General features: G+C 53.9%; 11 protein-coding genes, 1 tRNA gene and 1 pseudogene. 7 read left to right on the plus strand and 6 right to left on the minus strand.

The window, feature by feature from the left end; genetic code table 11:
* Nucleotides 1-129 precede the first annotated feature (129 nt).
* The 4 genes and pseudogenes from JI735_RS18125 (at nt 130) to JI735_RS18135 (ending at nt 11,559) form a co-directional block, all read left to right on the plus strand.
* Nucleotides 130-1,188 carry an MFS transporter gene (locus JI735_RS18125; protein ID WP_233475948.1) on the plus strand — a complete coding sequence of 353 codons (1,059 nt, stop codon included), beginning with the start codon at nt 130-132 and terminating at the stop codon, nt 1,186-1,188.
* 77 nt (nt 1,189-1,265) lie between these two features.
* A pseudogene (locus JI735_RS37905) lies at nt 1,266-4,471 on the plus strand (beta-ketoacyl synthase N-terminal-like domain-containing protein); the annotation flags it as partial.
* 75 nt (nt 4,472-4,546) lie between these two features.
* Entirely contained in the window at nt 4,547-10,357 is a 5,811-nt protein-coding gene (locus JI735_RS37910; RefSeq protein WP_411830132.1) for an SDR family NAD(P)-dependent oxidoreductase, read from the plus strand.
* Nucleotides 10,358-10,368: 11 nt separating this feature from the next.
* On the plus strand, nt 10,369-11,559 hold the full coding sequence (locus JI735_RS18135) for an Acg family FMN-binding oxidoreductase (protein WP_083886924.1): 1,191 nt from the start codon (nt 10,369-10,371) through the stop codon (nt 11,557-11,559).
* A 489-nt stretch (nt 11,560-12,048) separates the two neighbouring features.
* Here the strand turns inward: JI735_RS18135 and JI735_RS18140 are convergent, their stop codons facing one another.
* The 4 genes from JI735_RS18140 to JI735_RS18155 form a co-directional block, all read right to left on the minus strand.
* Nucleotides 12,049-12,732, minus strand: a complete 684-nt coding sequence (locus JI735_RS18140) for a CPBP family intramembrane glutamic endopeptidase (protein WP_039838623.1) — start codon at nt 12,730-12,732, stop codon at nt 12,049-12,051.
* Nucleotides 12,733-12,793: 61 nt separating this feature from the next.
* Nucleotides 12,794-13,489 (minus strand): ABC transporter permease, encoded by a 696-nt coding sequence (locus tag JI735_RS18145; protein WP_039838621.1) that lies wholly within the window; start codon nt 13,487-13,489, stop codon nt 12,794-12,796.
* A gap of 132 nt (nt 13,490-13,621) precedes the next feature.
* The gene (locus tag JI735_RS18150; RefSeq protein ID WP_202676267.1) at nt 13,622-14,569 is read right to left on the minus strand and encodes a LytTR family transcriptional regulator DNA-binding domain-containing protein; all 948 of its coding nucleotides are present in this window, start codon (nt 14,567-14,569) and stop codon (nt 13,622-13,624) included.
* A 161-nt stretch (nt 14,570-14,730) separates the two neighbouring features.
* A complete protein-coding gene (locus tag JI735_RS18155) occupies nt 14,731-15,672 on the minus strand; it encodes a zinc-binding dehydrogenase (protein WP_039838618.1) in 942 nt (313 codons plus the stop codon).
* A 174-nt stretch (nt 15,673-15,846) separates the two neighbouring features.
* Between JI735_RS18155 and JI735_RS18160 the strand changes: the two genes are divergently transcribed.
* Nucleotides 15,847-16,692 carry a hypothetical protein gene (locus JI735_RS18160; RefSeq protein WP_233475949.1) on the plus strand — a complete coding sequence of 282 codons (846 nt, stop codon included), beginning with the start codon at nt 15,847-15,849 and terminating at the stop codon, nt 16,690-16,692.
* Nucleotides 16,693-17,005: 313 nt separating this feature from the next.
* Complete coding sequence (locus tag JI735_RS18165; protein WP_157771486.1) at nt 17,006-17,167, plus strand: hypothetical protein; 162 nt, start codon at nt 17,006-17,008, stop codon at nt 17,165-17,167.
* Between the two features lie 124 nt (nt 17,168-17,291).
* Here JI735_RS18165 and JI735_RS18170 read toward each other — a convergent pair.
* Both JI735_RS18170 and JI735_RS18180 read right to left on the minus strand, forming a co-directional pair.
* Nucleotides 17,292-17,365 (minus strand) — tRNA-Pro (locus JI735_RS18170).
* 316 nt (nt 17,366-17,681) lie between these two features.
* Nucleotides 17,682-17,825: a hypothetical protein gene (locus tag JI735_RS18180; protein ID WP_157771485.1), complete on the minus strand. Its 144-nt coding sequence runs from the start codon at nt 17,823-17,825 to the stop codon at nt 17,682-17,684.
* A 106-nt stretch (nt 17,826-17,931) separates the two neighbouring features.
* Here JI735_RS18180 and alaS point away from each other — a divergent pair, with 106 nt between their 5' ends.
* Entirely contained in the window at nt 17,932-20,565 is a 2,634-nt protein-coding gene (gene alaS, locus JI735_RS18185) for an alanine--tRNA ligase (RefSeq protein WP_039838616.1), read from the plus strand.
* Nucleotides 20,566-20,708: the final 143 nt, after the last annotated feature.

Below are 20,708 nucleotides of genomic sequence, written 5' to 3' on the forward strand. Positions count from 1 at the left end.
GATGGAACAAAAGACGCACAAGACAGGGAAGCTGGGTGATCTTTTTGGAGGGGGAAAGCCGTTATTTACGGTATCGCCCTACTGGTAGGCACCTCTGTCGGTGTCATTAATCCGCTCTCCACCACTCACATGACGGCGAATCACGGAGAAGAAATATGGATAGGGGTGATCTCCTCCTCCTACTTTTTCTTCATGGCGCTCGGCTCCATGGCTGCAGACAGAACGATGAGAGGCACCGATATGAAGAGGGTCATTACGTCAGGCCTGTTGCTTACAGCGGTCTGCTCGGCGCTCTTCCCGCTGTTTACTGTGAATGCAGTCTGGCTGCTGCTGATGTCACTGATGGGGATAGGCATCAGCTGCAACATGATGGGACTTCAGACGGCGCTCCACAGTCTTACGGGTGAGAAAAGTCTGGGGATGGTCAGCGGAATGTACAGTCTGTGTTTTGCGCTTGGACTGATTGCCAGCTCTGCACTTGCGCCTATGGTCTATGACCAGGTGGCCTGGCTGCCGTTTGCGTTCAGCAGCTTCTGTCTGGTGCTTGCTTCAGCCGTTATCCATTTCAAGCTGCCGGGTACACTGGTCATTCCGGGGCGTGCGGGGAAAAAGGTGCTGTCCAAAATCAACCTGCCGCTGTTCGGCGCTTTTGTCTACGGCTTCGGTGAAACGATTGTGGTGGCCTTATATCCCCTGTATCTGATCCGTGAGCATGTTGCCGTTGCCCAGACGGGGTATGGGTTAAGTATTTTTGCCGTCGGCAGCATCCTCGGCCTGCTGCCGGTCACCTATCTGGCTGACCGGATCGGATGCAAGAGGTGCCTGATTTTATGTGTAGCTATCTCGATCTTTACCCTACTGGGTATTGTGAACTCCGGCAGCATGCCTTTAAGACTGCTGTTCTCCTTTGCCTCCGGGTTCATCATCGGCCCCCTGTACCCTCTGGCGATGGCGCTTACGGCCCAGGTACTGACGCCAGCGGAGAGATCCTCAGGGAACGCTTTGTTTACCACATTTTATGGCTTTGGATCAGCGGCAGGTCCGTTTTTATCCTCAATAGCCATGAATGCATGGGGCAATCAGCATTTATTCACTGTATGTGTGCTTCTGTTCTGCCTGTTCCTTGCCCATGCGGCAATAACAAGAAAAGGATCGAAAGTAAGGGTAACGAAGGAGGAATTATTGTGAGCAGTTCCAAACGGAAGAAATCAGAAACCAAACTTTCCATCCTGAAGGGCGAAAGCATCACCGGCAGATTTACGGAAATGGAGAATCTGGCCAATGTGCTGATTCACGTGTCCGGCAATAAAGACCGGGGCATTACCTTCCTGCAGAATGACAATTCAGAGTTCTTTCTCTCCTATCTGGCCCTCCTTGAAGGCGCAACCCGCCGACTGGGCGGGCTGCAGGAGCAAGGTTTTACACCAGGCCAGTATGCGCTTATTTTGCTGGAGGACAGCCGGGAATTCGTTCTTACATTCTGGGCATGCATCCTGGGCGGGATCATCCCCGTACCGGCCTCCTATCCTGCGTCCTCGAAGGTCATCAATACCTCCCTCAGCAAGCTGCAGGCGATATGGGAGGTTCTGGAACGGCCGCTGATCATCTCGGACCACAGCCTCGCAGAGGCAAGGGATGAGATGGAGACAACGCTCGGCATCAGCGGCCTGCGGATTCTGGAAGCCGCAAAGCTGGATACAGCCGGGCAGACCGGGACCCTTATGCTGGCCGGGGCGCATACTCCGGCGATGATTCAGTTCAGCTCCGGGAGCACAAGTGTGCCGAAAGGCACCATTCTGACCCATGATAACCTCCTAACCAACATTGAATCGATTATCACCAGCTCAAGGATGTCGGAAGATGACCGTTCTCTCGGCTGGATGCCGTATCACCACGACATGGGACTGATTGGCTTCCATCTGTCGACGGTGGCCTGCGGGATTAACCAGTTCAATATGACGCCGATGAAATTTGTAAAAAGGCCGACCCTGTGGCTGGATATGATCGACAAGCACCGGATTACCTTCACCGGCTGCCCGAATTTCGGGCTTCGGCTTGTCAGCAGCAGAGTGAAGGAAGCGCAGCTGAAGTCCTGGGATCTAAGCTCGCTCCGGCTGCTCTATAACGGTGCCGAGCCTATATCGGTTAAGACCATGCGGGAGTTCATGGACAAATTCGTGCATAGCGGGCTAAAACGCAGTGCGATGTATCCCGTATACGGAATGGCGGAGGCCTGCCTGGCGGTCAGCTTCCCCCGGCCTGGCGAAGAGCCGCTGGTCCATTCTGTCAACCGCGAGCGGCTGGTCGGTGAATCGCGGATTGAGGCCATCGGCGAGAATGACCGGCATGCCTCATTAATAGCCGATGAGGGCTACCCTGTGACGGGCATGGAAATCCGGATCGTGGACGATGCTTCCGGTGCAGTCGTTCCCCAAGGAACGGTGGGAGAAATTCAGATTCGCGGCCGCAATGTGACTTCGGGCTATATCAATAACCCGGAGGCTACCGCGCGGTCTTATCAGGACGGGTGGCTGAAGACCGGCGACACCGGCGTTGTTCTGAACGGGCGCTTATCGGTAATCGGAAGAATTAAAGACATTATCTTTGTCAACGGCCAGAATTTCTTTGCGCATGATATTGAAGCGGTAATTGAGGAGCTGGACGGGGTCGAGCCGGGCAAGATTGCCGTGTGCGGCTGGCATGATGAACAGGAAGGACAAGAGAGAGTCGGGCTCTTCTCAACGGTACGGCTGCAGGAACAAGAGGTTAAGCCGTTCTACGCCAAAATACTCCGTCATGTGAATGAGGTCATCGGCATCGCTGTAGACTATGTGTCCCTTATCCGCTCCATCCCCAAGACGACAAGCGGCAAAGTGCAGCGGTTCGTTCTTGTAGAGGCCTTCCGGAAGGGGGAATTCCAGGATAAGTCGTATTCCGCCGCGTTTTTCGCAGAGGAGACTAAGGGGGATTACTCTCTGGAGGCACCGTCCCTTGAGGCACCTTTCCCTGTGGCGGCTCCCGGAGCCTTTCTGGACAAAATCCGCAGCGTCTGGGCTGAAGTGCTAGGCCGTCCGCCTGCAGCGATTCCGTATAACCAATCATTCATGTCCATGGGAGGCACCTCGCTCAAGGCGATACAGATTCTGGGTGCTTTGGAGGATGAGCTGCACATTGAACTGACCCATGATCTGCTGATCCAATGCCGCACCATTGAGGAGATGGACAGCTATCTGGCCCGCAGGGTGAATATGGGCGGCAATCCGCCTTCTGCCGGGGAGCGGCAATCCGCTGCTGTTCAAGGAAGCGGCAGCGGCGATGCAGCTATTGCTGTGATTGCGATGGCCTGCCGGTTCCCGGGTGCTTCAAGTCCGGAGGAATTCTGGCATAACCTGCTGCAGGGGAAGGATTCCATCGGTGAAGTGCCGCGGGACCGCTGGAATATTGACGATTATTACAGCCCTACACCGGAATTCGGCAAAATCTACTGCCGCAATGGCGGGTTCCTTGATAACCCTTATGGCTTTGACGCCGCTCTGTTCGGCATCTCCGGGGATGAAGCGGCGGTGATGGACCCGCAGCAGCGGATCGTGATGGAGCTGGTATACGAGCTGATTGAACGGGCCGGATATTCAAGGCAGCAGATGAATGGCAGGGATGTCGGGCTGTTTGTCGGAGCGGGCGGTAATTCCTATTTCGAATATCACCTGAACACCTTGAACCGGATGAATCTGCAGAGCTTTGACAGCTTTTCTACACTGACGAGCGTGCAGCAGGAGCGTATTATGGAAGAATGGAAGCGGAAGCTGGGGGTTACGGGAACCCATCCGAATCTTCTGGTGGATAATATCATCAATATGATTCCGGCTCGGACCTCCCAGGAATTTAACTTCAAAGGGCCAAGCATGGCGGTAGATACGGCCTGCTCCTCTTCCCTGGTCACGCTGCATCTGGCTGCAGACTCCATCCGCAGGGGGAATGCGAATCCGCTATTGCCGGCGGCATTCATCTTATGCTGACGCCGACCTCCTATCAATATTTCAGCAGCGCCGAAGCCTTGTCTCCCACTGGACGCAGCAGCGTGTTCGCGGCTGACGCGGACGGCTTCGTTCCGGGCGAGGGTGCCGGACTGGTGATGCTGAAACCGCTGGAGCAGGCGCTGAGAGACGGCGATCCGGTGCTGGCGGTGCTGAAGGCCAGCGGAATCAATAATGACGGGCATTCCATCGGCGTAATGGCCCCGAATCCGGACGGGCAAAGGGAGCTGATAGAATCTCTGTACATCAGGCACAATCTCAGTCCGGCGGATGTGCAGTATGTGGAGGCTCACGGAACAGGCACCAAAATCGGCGATCCGAGCGAAGTTAGGGCACTGGACAGTGCCTTCAAGCGCTGGGGGCTGCTGGGGCAGTCTGTTGCCATTGGGTCGGTGAAAGCCAATATTGGCCATCTATTGGGAGCGGCGGGCATTGCAGGCTTCATCAAAGTGGTGTTGGCGCTGCAGCACAAAATCATGCCGCCGCAGATCAATGTCTCCGCTCCGAACCCGATGCTGAAATTTGAGAAGACGCCGTTCTATCTGCTTGCTGCAGCCCAGGAGTGGTCGGTGGCCGAAGGAAAGGCCAGAAGAGCGGCGATCAATTCCTTTGGCTTCGGCGGCACCAACAGCCATATGGTGGTTGAAGAAGCGCCTGCACGGGCCTCGGCAATTGAAGCGGAGCAGCCGGTTCGCGCGAAGCATGTTATAGGGCTGTCCGCGCAGACTGAGCATGCGCTGCAGCAGAAGATGCTGGAGCTTGCGGCATTTCTGGAGCAGCACGGGGACTATCCGCTGGCAGATGTCTGCTACACCGAGAATGCCGCGCGAACCGCATTGCCGCACCGCTTCCATGCCGTGACGGATTCGGTTCAGGACCTCATCGGAAAGCTGCAGACCGGAGTCCATGCCGCTGCCCCGGTTTCTCATTCACCCGCAATGGCCCTGATGTTCACCGGACAAGGCTCGCAGTATGCAGGCATGGGCAGAGCGCTGTATGAAGGACTTCCCGCTTTCCGGAAAAATGTAGACGCCTGCTCCGCAGCCTTCGAGCCCTATCTGGACCTGAGGCTGACGGAACTCATCTATGGCGGGGAGGCCGATGACAGACAACTTGCCCAGACGCAGCTTACCCAACCGGCCGTCTTTACGCTGGACTATGCGTTTGGACGCCTGCTGCTGGATGCGGGCATCCAGCCTGCTTATATGCTGGGGCACAGCATCGGAGAATGGACCGCCGCATGCCTTGCGGGCATCGTCAGCCTTGCCGATGCGGCGAGACTGGTCGCCGCAAGAGGCAGGCTCATGAGCGGGCTTCCGGCTGCCGGAGCCATGGCTGCCATATTCACTTCAGGCAGCGCGCTGGAAGAGCTGCTGCAGCCTTTTGCCGGTTCCTTATGGGTTGCCGGATACAACATTACGCATCAGGTGGTCTCCGGCAGCAGCGAGGCGGTCGGGGAATTCCTCGCCGTATTGCAGGCCAAGGGAATCGGGGCCAAACGGCTGAATGTGTCCCAGGCCTTCCACACTCCGCTGATGACTCCGATGCTGGAGGCGTTCAGGAAGGAGCTGGAGGCCACTGTATTCCATGCGCCGCTGATTCCGGTGATCTCCAACGTCACGGCCGAAGTGATCGAAGGCCCGCCTGCGGCAGAGTACTGGCTGCGGCATATCCTGGAGGCTGTCCGCTTTGAACAGAGCCTTGCTTACGCTTTGGATCAGGAGGTCTCGGTTCTGATTGAATGCGGACCCGACGCCATCCTCGCCGGAATGGCCGGAGGGCTGCGGCACCCGGGCAAACCGCAGGTGCTTCATGCCCTTAGCCGCAAGAAGGACCCATGGGACACCTGGCTTGGCCTGCTCGGCCAGCTGCATTGCCTTGGCTCCAGGCTGGACTGGGCGGCTGTGGAGCAAGGCGGTCTTTTCCGTAAAGTCCCCCTGCCGGTCTATCCTTTTGAGCATACCATCTTCAAGCCCGATTTCGGAGATGCCTCCGGCTCAGACTCTGCTGTAAATGCAAGGAAGTGGCTCTATGAATGGAAATGGAGACCTGAACCGCTTGCGGAAGACAACAGCCTTGCGGCCGGGGCGGTGCTGGTGTGGAAGGGGGAAACGGAGTTCGGAAACGAACTGGAGAGCCTGCTCGACCCTGAGCGCAATCCTGTATTTTATGTAAGCTTCGGCAATGAACCGCATTATGACGGGGACCGGAGCTTCACGATTCGGATGGACAGGGCGGAGGATTACAGCGCCATGCTGCGCCAGCTGCCGGGCGCGGTCTCCGCCGTGATTCATTTGTCCAACTATGCGCGGGAGAAGCTTGGGACCGCTGAGCTTTTAACGGACATCCAGGCGGTGAACGACGGAATCTGGAGCCTCTATTTCCTCGGCCAGGCTCTGGTGCTGCAGGGGCTGAGCGATGTGCGGCTGGTCATTGTGACGAATAAGGCGTTCAGGCTCGAGGGGGATCTGCAAGCAGGCAATCCGGCTCAGGCGGCAGCGGCTGCAGTGGGTCAGGTTATTGATCTGGAGCATGAAGGGATTCATGTTTCGGTGCTGGATATGAACAGGGAGGACTATCCTTCAGGCCGGGAATTTGCCGCCGCCCTGCACGCTTCCCTGCTGCTGAGGGCAGACGGGGAAGCTGTCACTGCGATCCGCAGCGGCACCGCGTATTCGCGGAGCCTGGAACGGATGCCGGAGCAAGCTGCCGGGAAAGTGTTTGAGCCGAGCAGCGGCGAGACCTACCTGATTACCGGCGGCACAGGGCTTGTCGGCAGCCGGATTGCCGAAGCGCTTGCCCGGCAGGCACGGATCAATCTGGTGATTACCGGCCGCAGGCCGGTTCCGGCCAACCCTGAACTGCTCCTGGAGCTGGAGAAGCTGGGGGCGCAGGTGATGTATGCGGCAGTGGATGTCACCAGCCGTGCGCAAATGGAGGAACTGCTGGCCCGCATTCATGACGTCTATGGACCGCTGCATGGGGTTATTCATGCAGCCGGACAGATGGAATATGCTCCGCATAAGCTGCTGGCCCGCAGCCAGGACGAGATCGAACAGGTGCTGGCTCCCAAGTGGCAAGGCACGATTATTGCGGACCTCGTCACCCGGCAGGAGCCGCTGCGGTTTTTTGCCGCCTTGTCCTCTGTCTCGGCTTCCCGCAAAGCCTGGGCTTCGGGGCTTGGAGATTATGCCGCAGCGAACGCATTCTTGAACGGCTATTGCATGTACCGGGCAGGGGATCATGCGCCGGGGCGTTCCTTATCCATTAACTACTCCCTCTGGAAGGATACAGGAGCCGGAACGGATTTCGGCAAGCTGGTTGAGCTGGCCCTTAAGGGGCAAGGCTTGCAGCCGCTTGCCCATGAAGCAGCAGCGGCTGTTTTCCTGAGAGCCTTGTCCTCTGCCGGGTCTGGTATCGTCCATGTGCTCGATCTCGTGGAGCCGAAGGCGCAAAAGGAAGCTTCCGCGCTTCCTCCCAGCCAGCAGGACCCTGCGCGGCTGGCGGAACGGAAGTTCATCCATCGCTCCGCGAGAGAAATCAGAGATATTGTCTATCAGGCCATCGGTGAGGAATTGCGGATATCCGTCCGCCATCTGGAAACGGGCATGAATTTCACGGAGCTGGGCCTGGATTCGGTTGGGGCGACGCGGGTGGTTGCCGACATTGGCGGCAAACTGGGTACAGAGCTTTACCCGACCCTGATTTTTGAATATCAGACGCCGGAAGCCCTGGCCTCGTATATTGCGGAGCAGCTGACGGAGGATTCAGCGGCTTATGCCGCTACAGCCCTGGAAACAGCGGGCCCAGCTGCTCAACCCGGCCCGGAAGAGCGGCAGGACATCGCCATCATCGGCATGGGTCTGCGCATACCGGGGGCTAACTGCCTGGAGGAATACTGGGAGCTGCTGTACAGCGGCAGAAGCGCCATCCGTGAAGTGGCTCCCGGCAGATGGTCGGATGACAAGCACGTGAACGAGGATGCAGGCGTGTTTCATACCTCCTATACCGGCAAGGGAGGGTTCATTGATGCCCCGTATGATTTTGATCCGCTGTTCTTCGGCATGTCGCCCAAGGAAGCGGAGTCTGCAGATCCGCAGCAGAGAATTTTCCTGCAGATTTGCTGGGAGGCCTTGCAGCAGGCAGGATACGGCGGGAAATACCGCACCCGCAAAATAGGGGTGTTCGCAGGCTGTGAGCAGAACACCTACATGGAGCATTTTGCCAATTACCGTTCCTATATGCTGATTAAGGAACGATTGCTGGACAGTCCGGCCTTCCTCGGGATGCTGCCTGCTGAGCGGCAGGAAATTCTCGCCCGGATCTCCGGCGTGCTGGAGCCTGCACGGCTGGTCGCCGATGTCGTCGCAGGGAACGGCCTGAATGAAGTGGCCGCGCGGGTCAGCCATTGCCTCAACCTGAGCGGGCCGAGCCTGATCGTGAATTCCGCCTGCTCCTCTTCCCTGGTGGCCATCCATATGGCCTGCGAGAGCCTGCGGACCGGACAGTCGGAGATGGCGCTTGCCGGAGGGGTGAATCTGAACCTCAGCCCGACGCCGTTTGTGTCTCGAAGCCGGGTAACCGCGCTGTCTCCAACAGGCGAGTGCTATCCGTTTGACCAGCGGGCGAACGGAATGGTGCTGGGAGAAGGGGCAGGCGCTGTGCTCTTGAAGCCGCTTCATGCCGCACTGCGGGACGGCGATCATATCCACGCGGTGATCAAGGGCTCGGCGGTCAACAATGACGGGCGCTCCCAGGGAATTACTGCGCCCCGGCCGCAGGGGCAGGCGGAGGTAATCCGCGAGGCGTTTGTGCGGACCGGCATTCATCCGGAGACGGTATCCTATATCGAGACCCATGGCACAGCCACACCACTGGGAGATCCGATTGAGATTGAAGGCATGACCCGGGCGTTCAGCAGCTTTACGGACAAGAAGCAGTTTTGCGGCATCGGCTCCGTAAAATCCTCTGTCGGGCATATGTTATCTGCCGCAGGGGTGACCAGTCTGATCAAAGTGGTGCTGTCTCTGAAGCATCAGATTCTTCCGCATACGGTAAATTACGAGCAGCCTAATCCTAATATCGATTTCGAACATTCACCTTTTTATGTCGTCGATAAGCATCCCCGGCGGTGGGAAGCCGCCGGAGACGCCCCGCTGCGGGCCAGCGTGAACGCCTTCGGCTTTGGCGGAACCAATGCCCACGTAATTCTGGAGCAGGCGCCGCCGGAGATGGTTGTTTTCCCTGATCCGGCGCAGCTTGCCCCGCAGCTTCTGCTGCTTACGGGCAGAAACGAACCTGGACTCAGACAGGTTGCCGGCAGGCTCCGGGCTTATCTTGCGGATAATCAAGAGCTTAGCGCCGCTGCTGTCTGCCGTGCGATGAACCGTTCGCAGAAGGAATTGCCGATTAAGGCAGCGGCTGTCGTAACCTCCAGGGAGCACCTGTCCGGCATTCTCTCGGCTGTCGAAGAGGGCGGGAGCCTGCCCGGGATCCTCAGAGGCCGGGCTAATCCGAACAGAACGACTCCGGTCCAATGGGTGCTTGACGGCGGAAAGGCCTTGAACGGCCAAGAATTGGATGCTGTCAGCGCACGGTTCCCTGGCTTCGGCTTGGCTTACCGGGAGGTCATGGAGGCAGCGGGTGGAGCAAGCCAACAGATCGAATGCCTGGCTACCCAGTTTGCGCTTGGCAAGCTGCTTCTCGATGCTGGCATCCGTCCTTCGGCTATTCTGGCCGAAGGGGCCGGCATTCCCGCAGCCCTGATGCTTACGGGGCGAATCACGCTGCGCCAGGCTGTTCTGTTCATTCAGGACGGACGGGAACCGGCAGGAGATTCTTCACCTCTTCCCGAAGGGCTTGTGAAGTGTGCGGTGGTCATTCCTTCAGGAACCGTTGATCAGCCGTTCATGGATGGTCTTTGGCCGCAGATTGCAGAGTCCATGGTGAACAGTCTGGAGCTTACAGACTATGAACACTCATTGGAAGCGGGTGATACGCTGCTGTACTGCGGCAGCCAAAACCGCCGGAACAGCCTGCCCCTTGAGGGCATCCGGGGAGTGCATACCCTCTGCCTGCTGCTTGAGCATGACCCTGTGGAGCATTTGCTGCGGGCCATGGCAGAGCTGTACGTGCTGGGTGTGCCGTTTGATCCGGCAGGACTGTCAGTTCCAAGCGGGCGAACCCTGCCCCTGCCGACTTATCCATTTGAATATGCGGCCTATAAGGCGTCGTTCGAGGATGAAATTCTGCTGCCTCAAGCATCAGGGACTCCATACGCTGATCCGAATTCCAGAAAAGGACTCAAAAAAATAGAGGTATAAAGGAGATGGCCATGAGCAAGCGCGCCAAAATATCTATGATTATCCTATTATCGGTTGTTATTCTGCTTATCCTGCTTGCCGGAGCGGTATTCACGGCGAGCGGCGTATTTAAGAAAGCCAAGTATCTGGACCCCTGGAAACGTGATTACGTTGACCAATTCGAAGATCCGAGAGTGAAGCTTGCGGCCTATGGCTTGCTTGCTCCCAACGGACACAATTTGCAGCCCTGGAAGATTCGTCTTGACAAGCAGAACCCGCTTAAGTTCACTTTGTATACGGACAGTACACGCCTCGCGCTGGAATCCGACCCGTTGGCCCGGCAAACCATGGTTTCCCAGGGTACCTTTCTGGAATATTTGAGGGTTGGCGGAGAACAGTTGGGCTATCAGGCGGCGATCAGGCTTTTTCCGGAAGGGGAATACGATGAGCAGAAGCTTAGCGGGAGTATGGACCAGAAGCCTGTAGCGGAAATAACACTGTCCAAGGCACAGCCTGTGGCTAATCCGTTGTTTGATTATATGTTTTTGCCGGATACCAACCGGATGGCTTATAAGCCCGACCCGTTGACTGCAGAGAAGCGCCAGCGTCTGGAACAGACCAATGCGGATGAGGGTTTGAAGTTAATCTTCCTGGATGCTCCGGAGGACATCAAGAAGCTGGGAGAATACAGTCTGGAGGGTACAGACATCGAAACCGGACTTAAGCGCATGAATGATGAGTCAGCAGATATTTTCCGTTCGAATGAGAGCCAGAAGAACAAATACCGGTCCGGTTTTTCGTTTGAGGGGCAAGGAACCACGGGCGTGAAAAAGCATCTGCTGCAAGGCATGATTACGATCGTCCCATCCTTTAATAATGAGGAAGCTTCGACGAAGCTCGCTGTCGATGCGGCCCGGACGGCAGCCGAACATTCTCCGGCGTATGCGCTGATTCTCAGCAAGGACAACAGCCGCACAAGTCAGGTAAAAGCAGGCATGCTCTACAGCCGGCTCCTTCTCGCCGGACATGAGCAGGGACTGGTGATGCAGCCGCTCAGCCAGGTGCTGGAGGAGTATCCGGAGATGAAGGCGCCGTATACCCGGATTCATCAGGAGTATGCTCCGGGTGGTGAAACAATCCAGTTTCTGATCCGCCTGGGCCAGCCGGCACAGGATACGCCGCTGAGCATGAGAAGGGAGGTTACCGACCTGATTGCAGACTGAGCGGGGCATACTATCGCTTTCTGTTAATGTTCAAGGAACTTTAGAGCGCCGCTTCTCCTGTGGAAGCGTAAATTGACATGGCATTGCCAACCGGATAAACCGGAATAATTGATCACCGGCCGGACCACCGGAAACACAATAGAAGCCAGAAACAGCTGGCTTTTATTGTGTTTTTTTGCTGTGGATAAGGTGTGGGCGACGATGCCTATTTTAACGAGTTCCTAAGTGAATATGACGATGTGGATGGCATTTTCGCTATTATGATATGTTGGCCGCCAACTATATAGAAAGAGCACGCAGGCAAGGAGAAACTACATGATTCCTTTTGAATTTTAAAAAAACGAGTGTAGAAATTGGAAGTGAGCTGTATACTTTCGAAGACATTGCAAAGGTACTTTCCCAATTGTCAGGAAAAGAGGCATGGACAGCCCGGCCGCGCGCAGCTGACCGGGCTGTGTGTCTCTGCCACAATGTCACATGGAATTAGATCTATAGCGTAGAATAGTAGAGAAGATTGAGGCCGTTATACACTATATGCACCATGACCCCGGGCCAGATGGAGCCCGTCTTACGGAACAGTATGCCTGTCAGGATGCCGACCATGAATGCGTCGAACAGGATGACGTTGAATCCATGAACGACGCCGAAGATCGCAGCGCTGCCGACCACGCCGGCCCATGCTCCGTAACGGTTCAGCGCATTGGCAATAACGCCACGGAATACAAACTCTTCGCCGAGCGGTGTGAGGATGGCGCCACTGATAATCAGAATGAAGAGTGAGAGCGCGCCGCCTTGCGCCGCCGTCTGAAAGTCTGCTTGGTTGTTCGGCTCGGTGATGAAGTGAAAATACACCCCTTCTATAATGAAGCATCCGCCGAACGCGGCAACACCGAGGGCGGCTCCCACAAGCAGCCATTTCCGTTCGGGCACCCGGAAACCAAAAGCGCGCAGATCGCGAACCCGCAGGGCGTAGGCTGCGAACAAGGCGGCGAGGCCAACGAGACCATTGCCTACACCCCCGATGTTAATTCGCAAGATGGCTTGCTCATCAGGGATTTGCGACATCCAAAGACCGAGCATAACAATGCCGATCAGATAGAGAGCCAGTGCAGTTAGGATCTCAGGCCAGCCAGGCCGGGCTTGGGGGATAGTGGACTTGGAAGGGCTACTCATTTCCAGCCTCTGGTTTGCACAAGCTTTTACTCATAATAAAAACCTCCAGTTAAAATTGAAGTTAGTTGTCCGTCATAGCCTTTCGAAAACAAACATACGTAATGATTGCAGCGCCAATGACCCAAATGGCCAGGATTCCGAGTGGTAGCCACGAACTGGTTTTATGGGTTTCCATCGCCTGCACAATCGGAAACTTATCGATGATGGTAACTGCTATGCTGCCTTTATCAAGAGCGCCCACAGTGCTAATCTGCGGTGTGAAACCGAACAAAAAAGTCATCGGTATCAAATAAACGGATACGGAGGCAAGCGAATTTGCGAATAACCCCATGCTGATGCCAATCAACAAAAAGAACAAGAGCAACAAAATTAGTCCAATGATAGCCCTGAAGTTCATTACCGGCTCAATCCCCACGAGGAGCAATGACACTGTAAGGGTAATCAAAGTTCCTATTAGGGTGACCAGACTCTTCCCAATAATAATATCCAGAAGCGAAGCAGGAGACTGAATCAATCCACGCAATGTCTTCTTCTCTTTTTCCTCTGCCATCATAGTCATAATGGTGCCTGACGTAACCAAGGTGAAAATCCCCCCGATTATCATATAGAGTATGGTAATCGTAATTTTCCCATGAATAGACCGGTTCAAAATTAAAGAGAACAGGATTGGAGCCGTCAACATAACTAACAACTCTGCGTTTTTCATCAGGTCTTTGATATCTTTTTCAAAAATGGCACTTATTCGCCGAATGCTCACTATCCCAGTTCCTTTCCAGAAGATTTGTCCCTCGAAGCCTCCCTTTCGATGAACTGCTCTGATCTTATCGTAAAGAGCGGCAAAATACCGGCTTTTTGCATCGTAATGTACGATCTGGAGGGCGAACGGTACCTATTCCAGGTTGAATTTCTCCTGAATATCCTGAATTTTGGTTCGTGATAGCGGAATAGTCGATTGAATCTTGTTATCGATCCGGAGCGAATAGGCATTTTTTGACCAGGTTATAATCTCGCGTACCTTCTGCAGATTCACGATGTAGGAACGGTGGCAGCGATAAAATCCGTAAGCCTCCAATTTCTTTTCGATCTCCATCATGGTAGCATCCAACGCATATTTCTCGTTGTTAATGACGATCATCGCCTTGCCATCCTGGCTTTCGATGTAATCAATTTCAGGCGGGTCGAACAAAATCATCTTTTCGTCCACTTTTGCTGAAATCTTGAACAGCTTTGCAAACGCCGGCGCAGCTGCGCTTTCTGGCTCAGGCGTTGCGGCGTCCTCTTCTGTTTCAATGGGCTTGATGCCGCTTGGCTGAAGCTTGTATACAACGTCCCCAACTAACAGTGCGTGTTCCAGGTTGGATACTAAAATAAGCACGGCTGCCGGCTGTTCTTTCATGGTTTGAAGCATTCGGACAAAGGTATGGATGGTCTTAATATCGACGCCGTGGATGGGCTCGCAGAACACCGCTGATGGAACGCCACTCATATAATATTTGGCAAAGCAGACGCGCCGGATTTCGGATTTCGAACACTTGTTCAGCGGTTTCTTCGCATCGTGTTGCAGTTCAAACCGGACAAGAATTTCAGATAGCGGCTCCCTGCACCCGAACCATTTGTGGAAAAAGGCAATATTGTTTTCAACCGTAAGACGCATATACAATCCATCCTGATGATCAAAAACCGGGATGTCTGTACTGCTGCGCAGGTCCTTTACCAGTTCATTCTGTATATCGGGATCACTGTAAATAGCCGTAGCTTGGCAATCGCCTACGGCTAGGTAAAACGGGGAGAACGCCCCGCTGGTTAGTATCTCTTGATTAATGACGAAAGGTGCCATTCCTTTACCATCCCATCCTTACTATTAATAGTTTTTTGGTTTTTTATAAAATAACACTATTAATACGCAAGAGCGGCTATTCTGTGCCACGCAAATTTGAGCGAATAGTTCTGCTTATTTGCATGAAATGGTCGGGTAAAGTGAGAAATGGGGAGTTCTACTTATTTAAGGTGAAGCACTGCCTTGCCGGAAATGTTTCTGTCCAAGAGTTGCCGGGCAACGCCGCTAATTTCTGTCCATGGTGCTTCGACAGCGATTTTCGGTTTCAAACAACCGGTTGAGACCAGGTTAGTCAGAATAGCCAGATCGGATGCAGCCGGGTGACGTGTGAGCTCCTCACCGAGAAAAAATCCGTACAGCGTTCGTCCACCGCTGGTTATGAAATTACTCATATCAAGTGTTGACGAAGGTGATGAGGAAAATCCCACTGCTATGCAGGAACCTTGTAGGGCAAGCTGCTGTACCAAAGCAGCAAGTGTATCGCCGCCTACTGAGTCAATAATTAAGTCAAATGGTCCGAATTGGCTCACATGTGAAGGAACTGAAGCACCAACAAGGACTTCATTAGCTCCGGCTTCCAGCACGAGTTCAGCTTTTTCTTCTGTACTGGCTATTCCGACATTGAAGGCTCCGGATAATTTGGCCAGCTGATGAGCAAACAATCCAACGCCTCCCGTCGATCCTGTGATGAGCACGCGCTTGCCAAGCAGCAGACCTCCTTTTCGCAGTGCATTCAGTGCTGTCAAACCAGCAACTGGCAGAGCAGCGGCTTCAGCAAACCTAACGTTGTCAGGAATTTCAGCAAGAGCAGAGGAAGGGACGGCAATCCGTTCGCCCCAGGCACCCATGGGTAATAAACCAACCACACGTGCTCCTGCTTTGGGACCATTCCCCATCTCAGCTGATTTTGCTACCACTCCGGCAAAATCCCAGCCAAGCCGGGAAGAAGTCCTTTGGTTGACGGCATCTTTTATTTCCCCGCGGTTCAGAGAAATGGCATGCACCTCTACAATAGATTCCCAAGGCTGTGCTTGAGGAGGGGCTACCTCTTGAATGGTTAAATTAGACGGGGAATTTGGATCACTAACTATCGCACGTATCATTTATCAACTCTCCTTTGTTCTGGATACCTTGGTAAGCTCTGCTTATCTTGATCTTAGTTTTCATTCAAGAGTATACTCATAGGAGATTTTCAAACCAAGTGTAGAACTACACCTTGTCATAAGTAGGGGATAGATGTGCATACAAAAAATACGAGACTACAGCAGCTTTTATACATGATTGAACAATTTCGCATTGTCCGCCAACGGGAGACATCTCTGGGGAAATACATGCCTTGGAAACGATTTACTCAACAGGAGTTGAACGATGAGGCCTGTGCAACATATAAGAATTTGCTAGTTGGCCGCTCTCTTCGTATACCGGATCGTAATCGTATTCTCACCATTGCCGATTATTTGGAACTTAGCTCTGACGGGCGCAACGATTTGTTGCTGGCAGCCGGATATCTGCCGATCCGGACAGAGATATCCGGGAACGCATTAGAGCAGGCAATTGGACAGGCGCAGCATACGATGAATGTGCTGCCTTATCCTGCGATGATTGTTACACATACAGAAGATATTAAGGGATATAATGAGTCTTTTCGCCGCTTGTTTGGTTTTCCTGAGAGCCATGCTTACGACCATCTGATGAATCGGATCGACTTGCATTTTAATCCGGATCTGCCTGTATACCTCCGTTCTACATTTGACCGCTCATCCTTTGAGAAGTGGAAAACTCATGCTGTCCAAGGAATTAGGCTGTTTAAGAACAATCATATACTTTCCCGCTATGACGATTGGTATCAAAGGGTCTTAAACCGATTTGAACATTATCTTTCTGAAGAGCAATGGCTAGAGGACGCCTTGGTCACCGGGGATATAGACAATGGGGAGTTGACGCAGACCATATTAACCAGAAGTGAGAGTAACGGCGAGTTCATCCCCATTCAGTATAAGCAGGTTTCGATTACTACGGGAAGTTTGATGACTCCCAAAGTGCAGGTCTTTTTACCCGTAGATGACGCTGCACGCCGGATATTTGAAGAACTGGGATGTCATGTGAATGAAGAGCCAAGATAAAATGTGAAGCTATCACATTACAAAAACACCGCCTTATTAGGACTATGGGCGGTGTTTTTGTGCCATAAAGTGGTTATTCAAAGTCGCTAAAACTCCTTTGTCGAAGAATGCGGGGTCATAGCTATTAATTCGCATTTCTCATAAATCATCATAAAAAGCTCTTTCGGGAAATTAACGTCCCCCCGTTTTTTTACTAATCAAAAAAGAGCAGAAATAAATGCCACTCATCTACGAATATGATATAAACACAGAAGCAATAGAATAGGCTTATAGGGGCGTATCGGCTACCTCTCGTAGAAGGGAGGGATGCCTTGTGGAAGTTAAAATAGACCGCCCCGGACAAGGAATCGGTCTATTTGTATCCGTCATTCCACTGAAGCTGAACGCCCTTAGAAGCGGCTCTATTGCTCGTAGGGGGCGTGTTACCAGCACGACTCCTTTGGCTACAATATACAGCATTTTGCTGAAGATTTGAAACTCTTTTTATTTTTTTGCTTTATAACTCTAAATCATCTTGGCATAGTGTTCTCGGCGTTTACTTGACTCTTTAACAACAAAAAAACCACATCCATTCAGGAAGTGGTTATATGACTTGGAAATCGAGACGACAGGATTTGAACCTGCGACCTCTTGCTCCCGAAGCAAGCGCTCTACCAAGCTGAGCCACGTCTCGTCAGTACGGGTTCACCCGTTGTTAACCGCAGAAGGGTTCTAAACAATCCACATTATACGCCTGTAAGGAAGCGCTGTAAATAATCTTTTTCTGCGCGGTTCTCTGCCCGAGATTGACAGATATAGGGGCGCTGGCTATACTTGAAATGTTAAAATGCAAATCGGACAACACATTGATGAAATGGAGTACGCCGGAGAATGGCTTGATCAGAGAAGAGGTTCCTTTGCGGCAGTTGCCGCAATGGCTGTGAGAACCTTGAAGACAGGCCGGCGGAAAGCTGATTTCGGAGTGCGGGAAATCCCGCCGGGGGCGCCCGTTAACAGCCGCACAAGGCGATCGTCAGTTTCATCTCCGTAACATCACGGATCATGGCGATAACCAGGGTGGTACCGCGATAATCATCGTCCCTGAATTTATTCAGGGGCGTTTTTGTGTAAATATAAGAGTTTATATGCTTCACGCAATAAATGTTCCTTATATTTCTCGCTGAAACGGTACCGTCCTTTAAAAGGACGGTGAAGCCGCTTCTGCTTGTTTCAATAACTTTAAGACAGGGGCTGTACATGATGAAAGCAAGTGAAATCCGTTCCAAATGGCTGCAGTTTTTTGAGAGCAAAGGGCACCGCATCGAGCCGAGCGCATCGCTCGTGCCGCATAATGACCCGTCGCTGCTGTGGATCAACGCCGGGATGGCGCCGCTTAAGGCTTATTTTGACGGGCGGGAAATTCCGGAGAATCCGCGGCTGACCAACTCGCAGAAATGCATACGCACCAATGATATCGAGAATGTCGGTAAAACGCGCCGCCACCATACGTTTTTTGAGATGCTGGGCAACTTCTCCATCGGCGACTACTTCAAGGAAGAAGCGATTACCTGGGCTTGGGAGTTCCTGACCGGCAAGGAATGGATCGGCTTTGATCCGAACCGTATTTCCGTAACGGTATATGCCGAGGATGAAGAAGCGTTCAAGCTGTGGAATGAAAAAGTCGGACTGCCTGCAGAGCGCATCATCAAGCTGGGCGACGACAACTTCTGGGATATCGGAGAAGGCCCTTGCGGTCCTTGCTCGGAAATCTTCTATGACCGCGGCGAAGCCTACGGCAGCGACTTGTCCGATCCCGAAATGTATCCGGGCGGGGAAAATGAACGCTGGCTCGAAGTGTGGAACCTCGTATTCTCGCAGTTCAACCACAACAAAGACGGCAGCTATACGCCGCTTCCGAACAAGAACATTGATACAGGTGCCGGTCTGGAGCGCTTTGCATCCATTCTGCAGGATGTAGATTCCAACTTCGACACCGATCTGTTCCAGCCGATTATTCAGAAGACTGCGAAGCTTGCCGGTGTCACCTACAAAGACAATCTGGAGCAGGATATTGCGCTGAAGGTCATTGCCGACCACATCCGTACGGTAACGTTCGCCGTGGGTGACGGTGTGCTTCCTTCCAATGAAGGCCGCGGCTATATTATCCGCCGTCTGCTCCGCCGTGCAGTGCGGTACGGCAAGACGCTGGGTCTGGACCGTCCATTCCTGTTCGACCTTACCGAAACCGTAGGCGAAGTGATGGGGGTCTACTACCCGTCCGTAGTCGAGAACCGCGAATACATCGCCAAAATCATCCGCACCGAAGAAGAGCGTTTCCACGAAACGCTGTCCGACGGTCTGGCGATTCTGGGCGAAATCAGCGCCAAGGCTAAGGCTGACGGGCGGGGTGCCATCGCCGGTGCAGACGCGTTCAAGCTGTATGACACCTACGGCTTCCCGTTTGACCTGACCGAGGATTTTGCTTCCGAGCAAGGCCTTACCGTGGACCGGGAAGGCTTCGACGCTGCGATGCAGGAGCAGCGCGACCGTGCCAGAGCCGCCCGCCAGGACGGCGGCAGCATGAAGGTTCAAGGCGGACCGCTGGCTGAGCTGACGGTTAAAAGTGAATTTGTTGGATATAATGACACCGTAGCAGAATCTAAACTATTGGCTATTGTTGTAGACGGCGAACTGGCGGAGACCGCAGGCGAAGGTACCGACTGCCAGGTAATTCTCGAATCAACGCCATTCTATGCCGAAAGCGGCGGCCAGGTCAGCGATACCGGCCTTCTGACCGGAGGTTCGGTCACGGCCAAGGTAACCGGGCTGTTCAAGGCTCCGCATGGCCAGCATGTTCACCTGGTCACTGTAGAAGCCGGTGAGCTGAGAGTAGGCGACAGCGTCCGTGCTGAAGTGAACCGTGAGCAGCGCGAGGACATTGTGAAGAATCACACGGCAACACACCTGCTGCACAAAGCGCTCAAAGAAGTGCTCGGCGGTCATGTGAATCAAGCCGGTTCTTTAGTAGAAGGCGCACGTCTGCGTTTTGACTTCTCGCATTTCGGAGCCATTACGCCGGAAGAGCTGAGCGACATCGAGCACCGGGTAAATGCGCAAATCTGGCGCGGCCTGGATGTGGTCATTGAGAACAAGCCGATTGACGAGGCCAAAGCTATGGGGGCGATGGCACTTTTCGGTGAGAAATACGGCAATATCGTCCGCGTGGTCCAGGTAGGCGATTACAGCCTGGAGCTGTGCGGCGGTATCCATGTTTTGAACACCTCACAGATCGGTATCTTCAAGCTGGTCAGCGAGAGCGGCATTGGCTCCGGTGTACGCCGGATCGAAGCGGTCACCGGACGTTATGCGTACCAGTTCACCGAAAGCCAGCTGGATCTGCTTAAGCAATCGGCAGGACTGCTGAAATCTTCATTAAACGATGTACCGAAGCGGATTGAAGCCCTGCATGCCCAGGTGCGTGAACTGTCACGCGAAAATGAATCCCTGCAGTCCAAGCTGAGCGCTACCTTTGCAGCCGAGCTAACCAGCAGTGTGAAAACAGTAGGCAGCGGAACACAACTGCTCGCGGTTGCCGTTCAAGCCGGCAATATGGACGCACTGCGCTCCACGGCCGATGAACTGAAATCCAAGCTGCCGGATGCCGTGCTGGTGCTGGGCGCAGCTATGGACGACAAAGTCAACTTTGTCGTATCGGTTCCGCAGAACCTCGTCCAAAAAGGCTTCCACGCCGGTAAGCTGGTGAAGGAAATCGCCGCAGTATGCGGCGGCGGGGGCGGCGGACGTCCGGATATGGCGCAAGCCGGAGGCAAGGACGCTTCCAAGCTGGGCGAAGCCCTTATGAAGGCAGAAGAGCTTGTAGCCGCATTGGCTTAAAGCTGCTGAAGCAGGCTTCTGAAGCTGCTGCATAACACCAGAAATTTCGGGGTTTTGCAGCTTTGGATCAAGGGATGAAGACGACAGGAGTTTCAGGTTTGCCGCAGCGGTACTGAGGGTGATTTCTCGGTACCGCTGCTTTG

Source organism: Paenibacillus sonchi (assembly GCF_016772475.1).
Classification (GTDB): Bacteria; Bacillota; Bacilli; order Paenibacillales; family Paenibacillaceae; genus Paenibacillus_AQ; species Paenibacillus_AQ sonchi.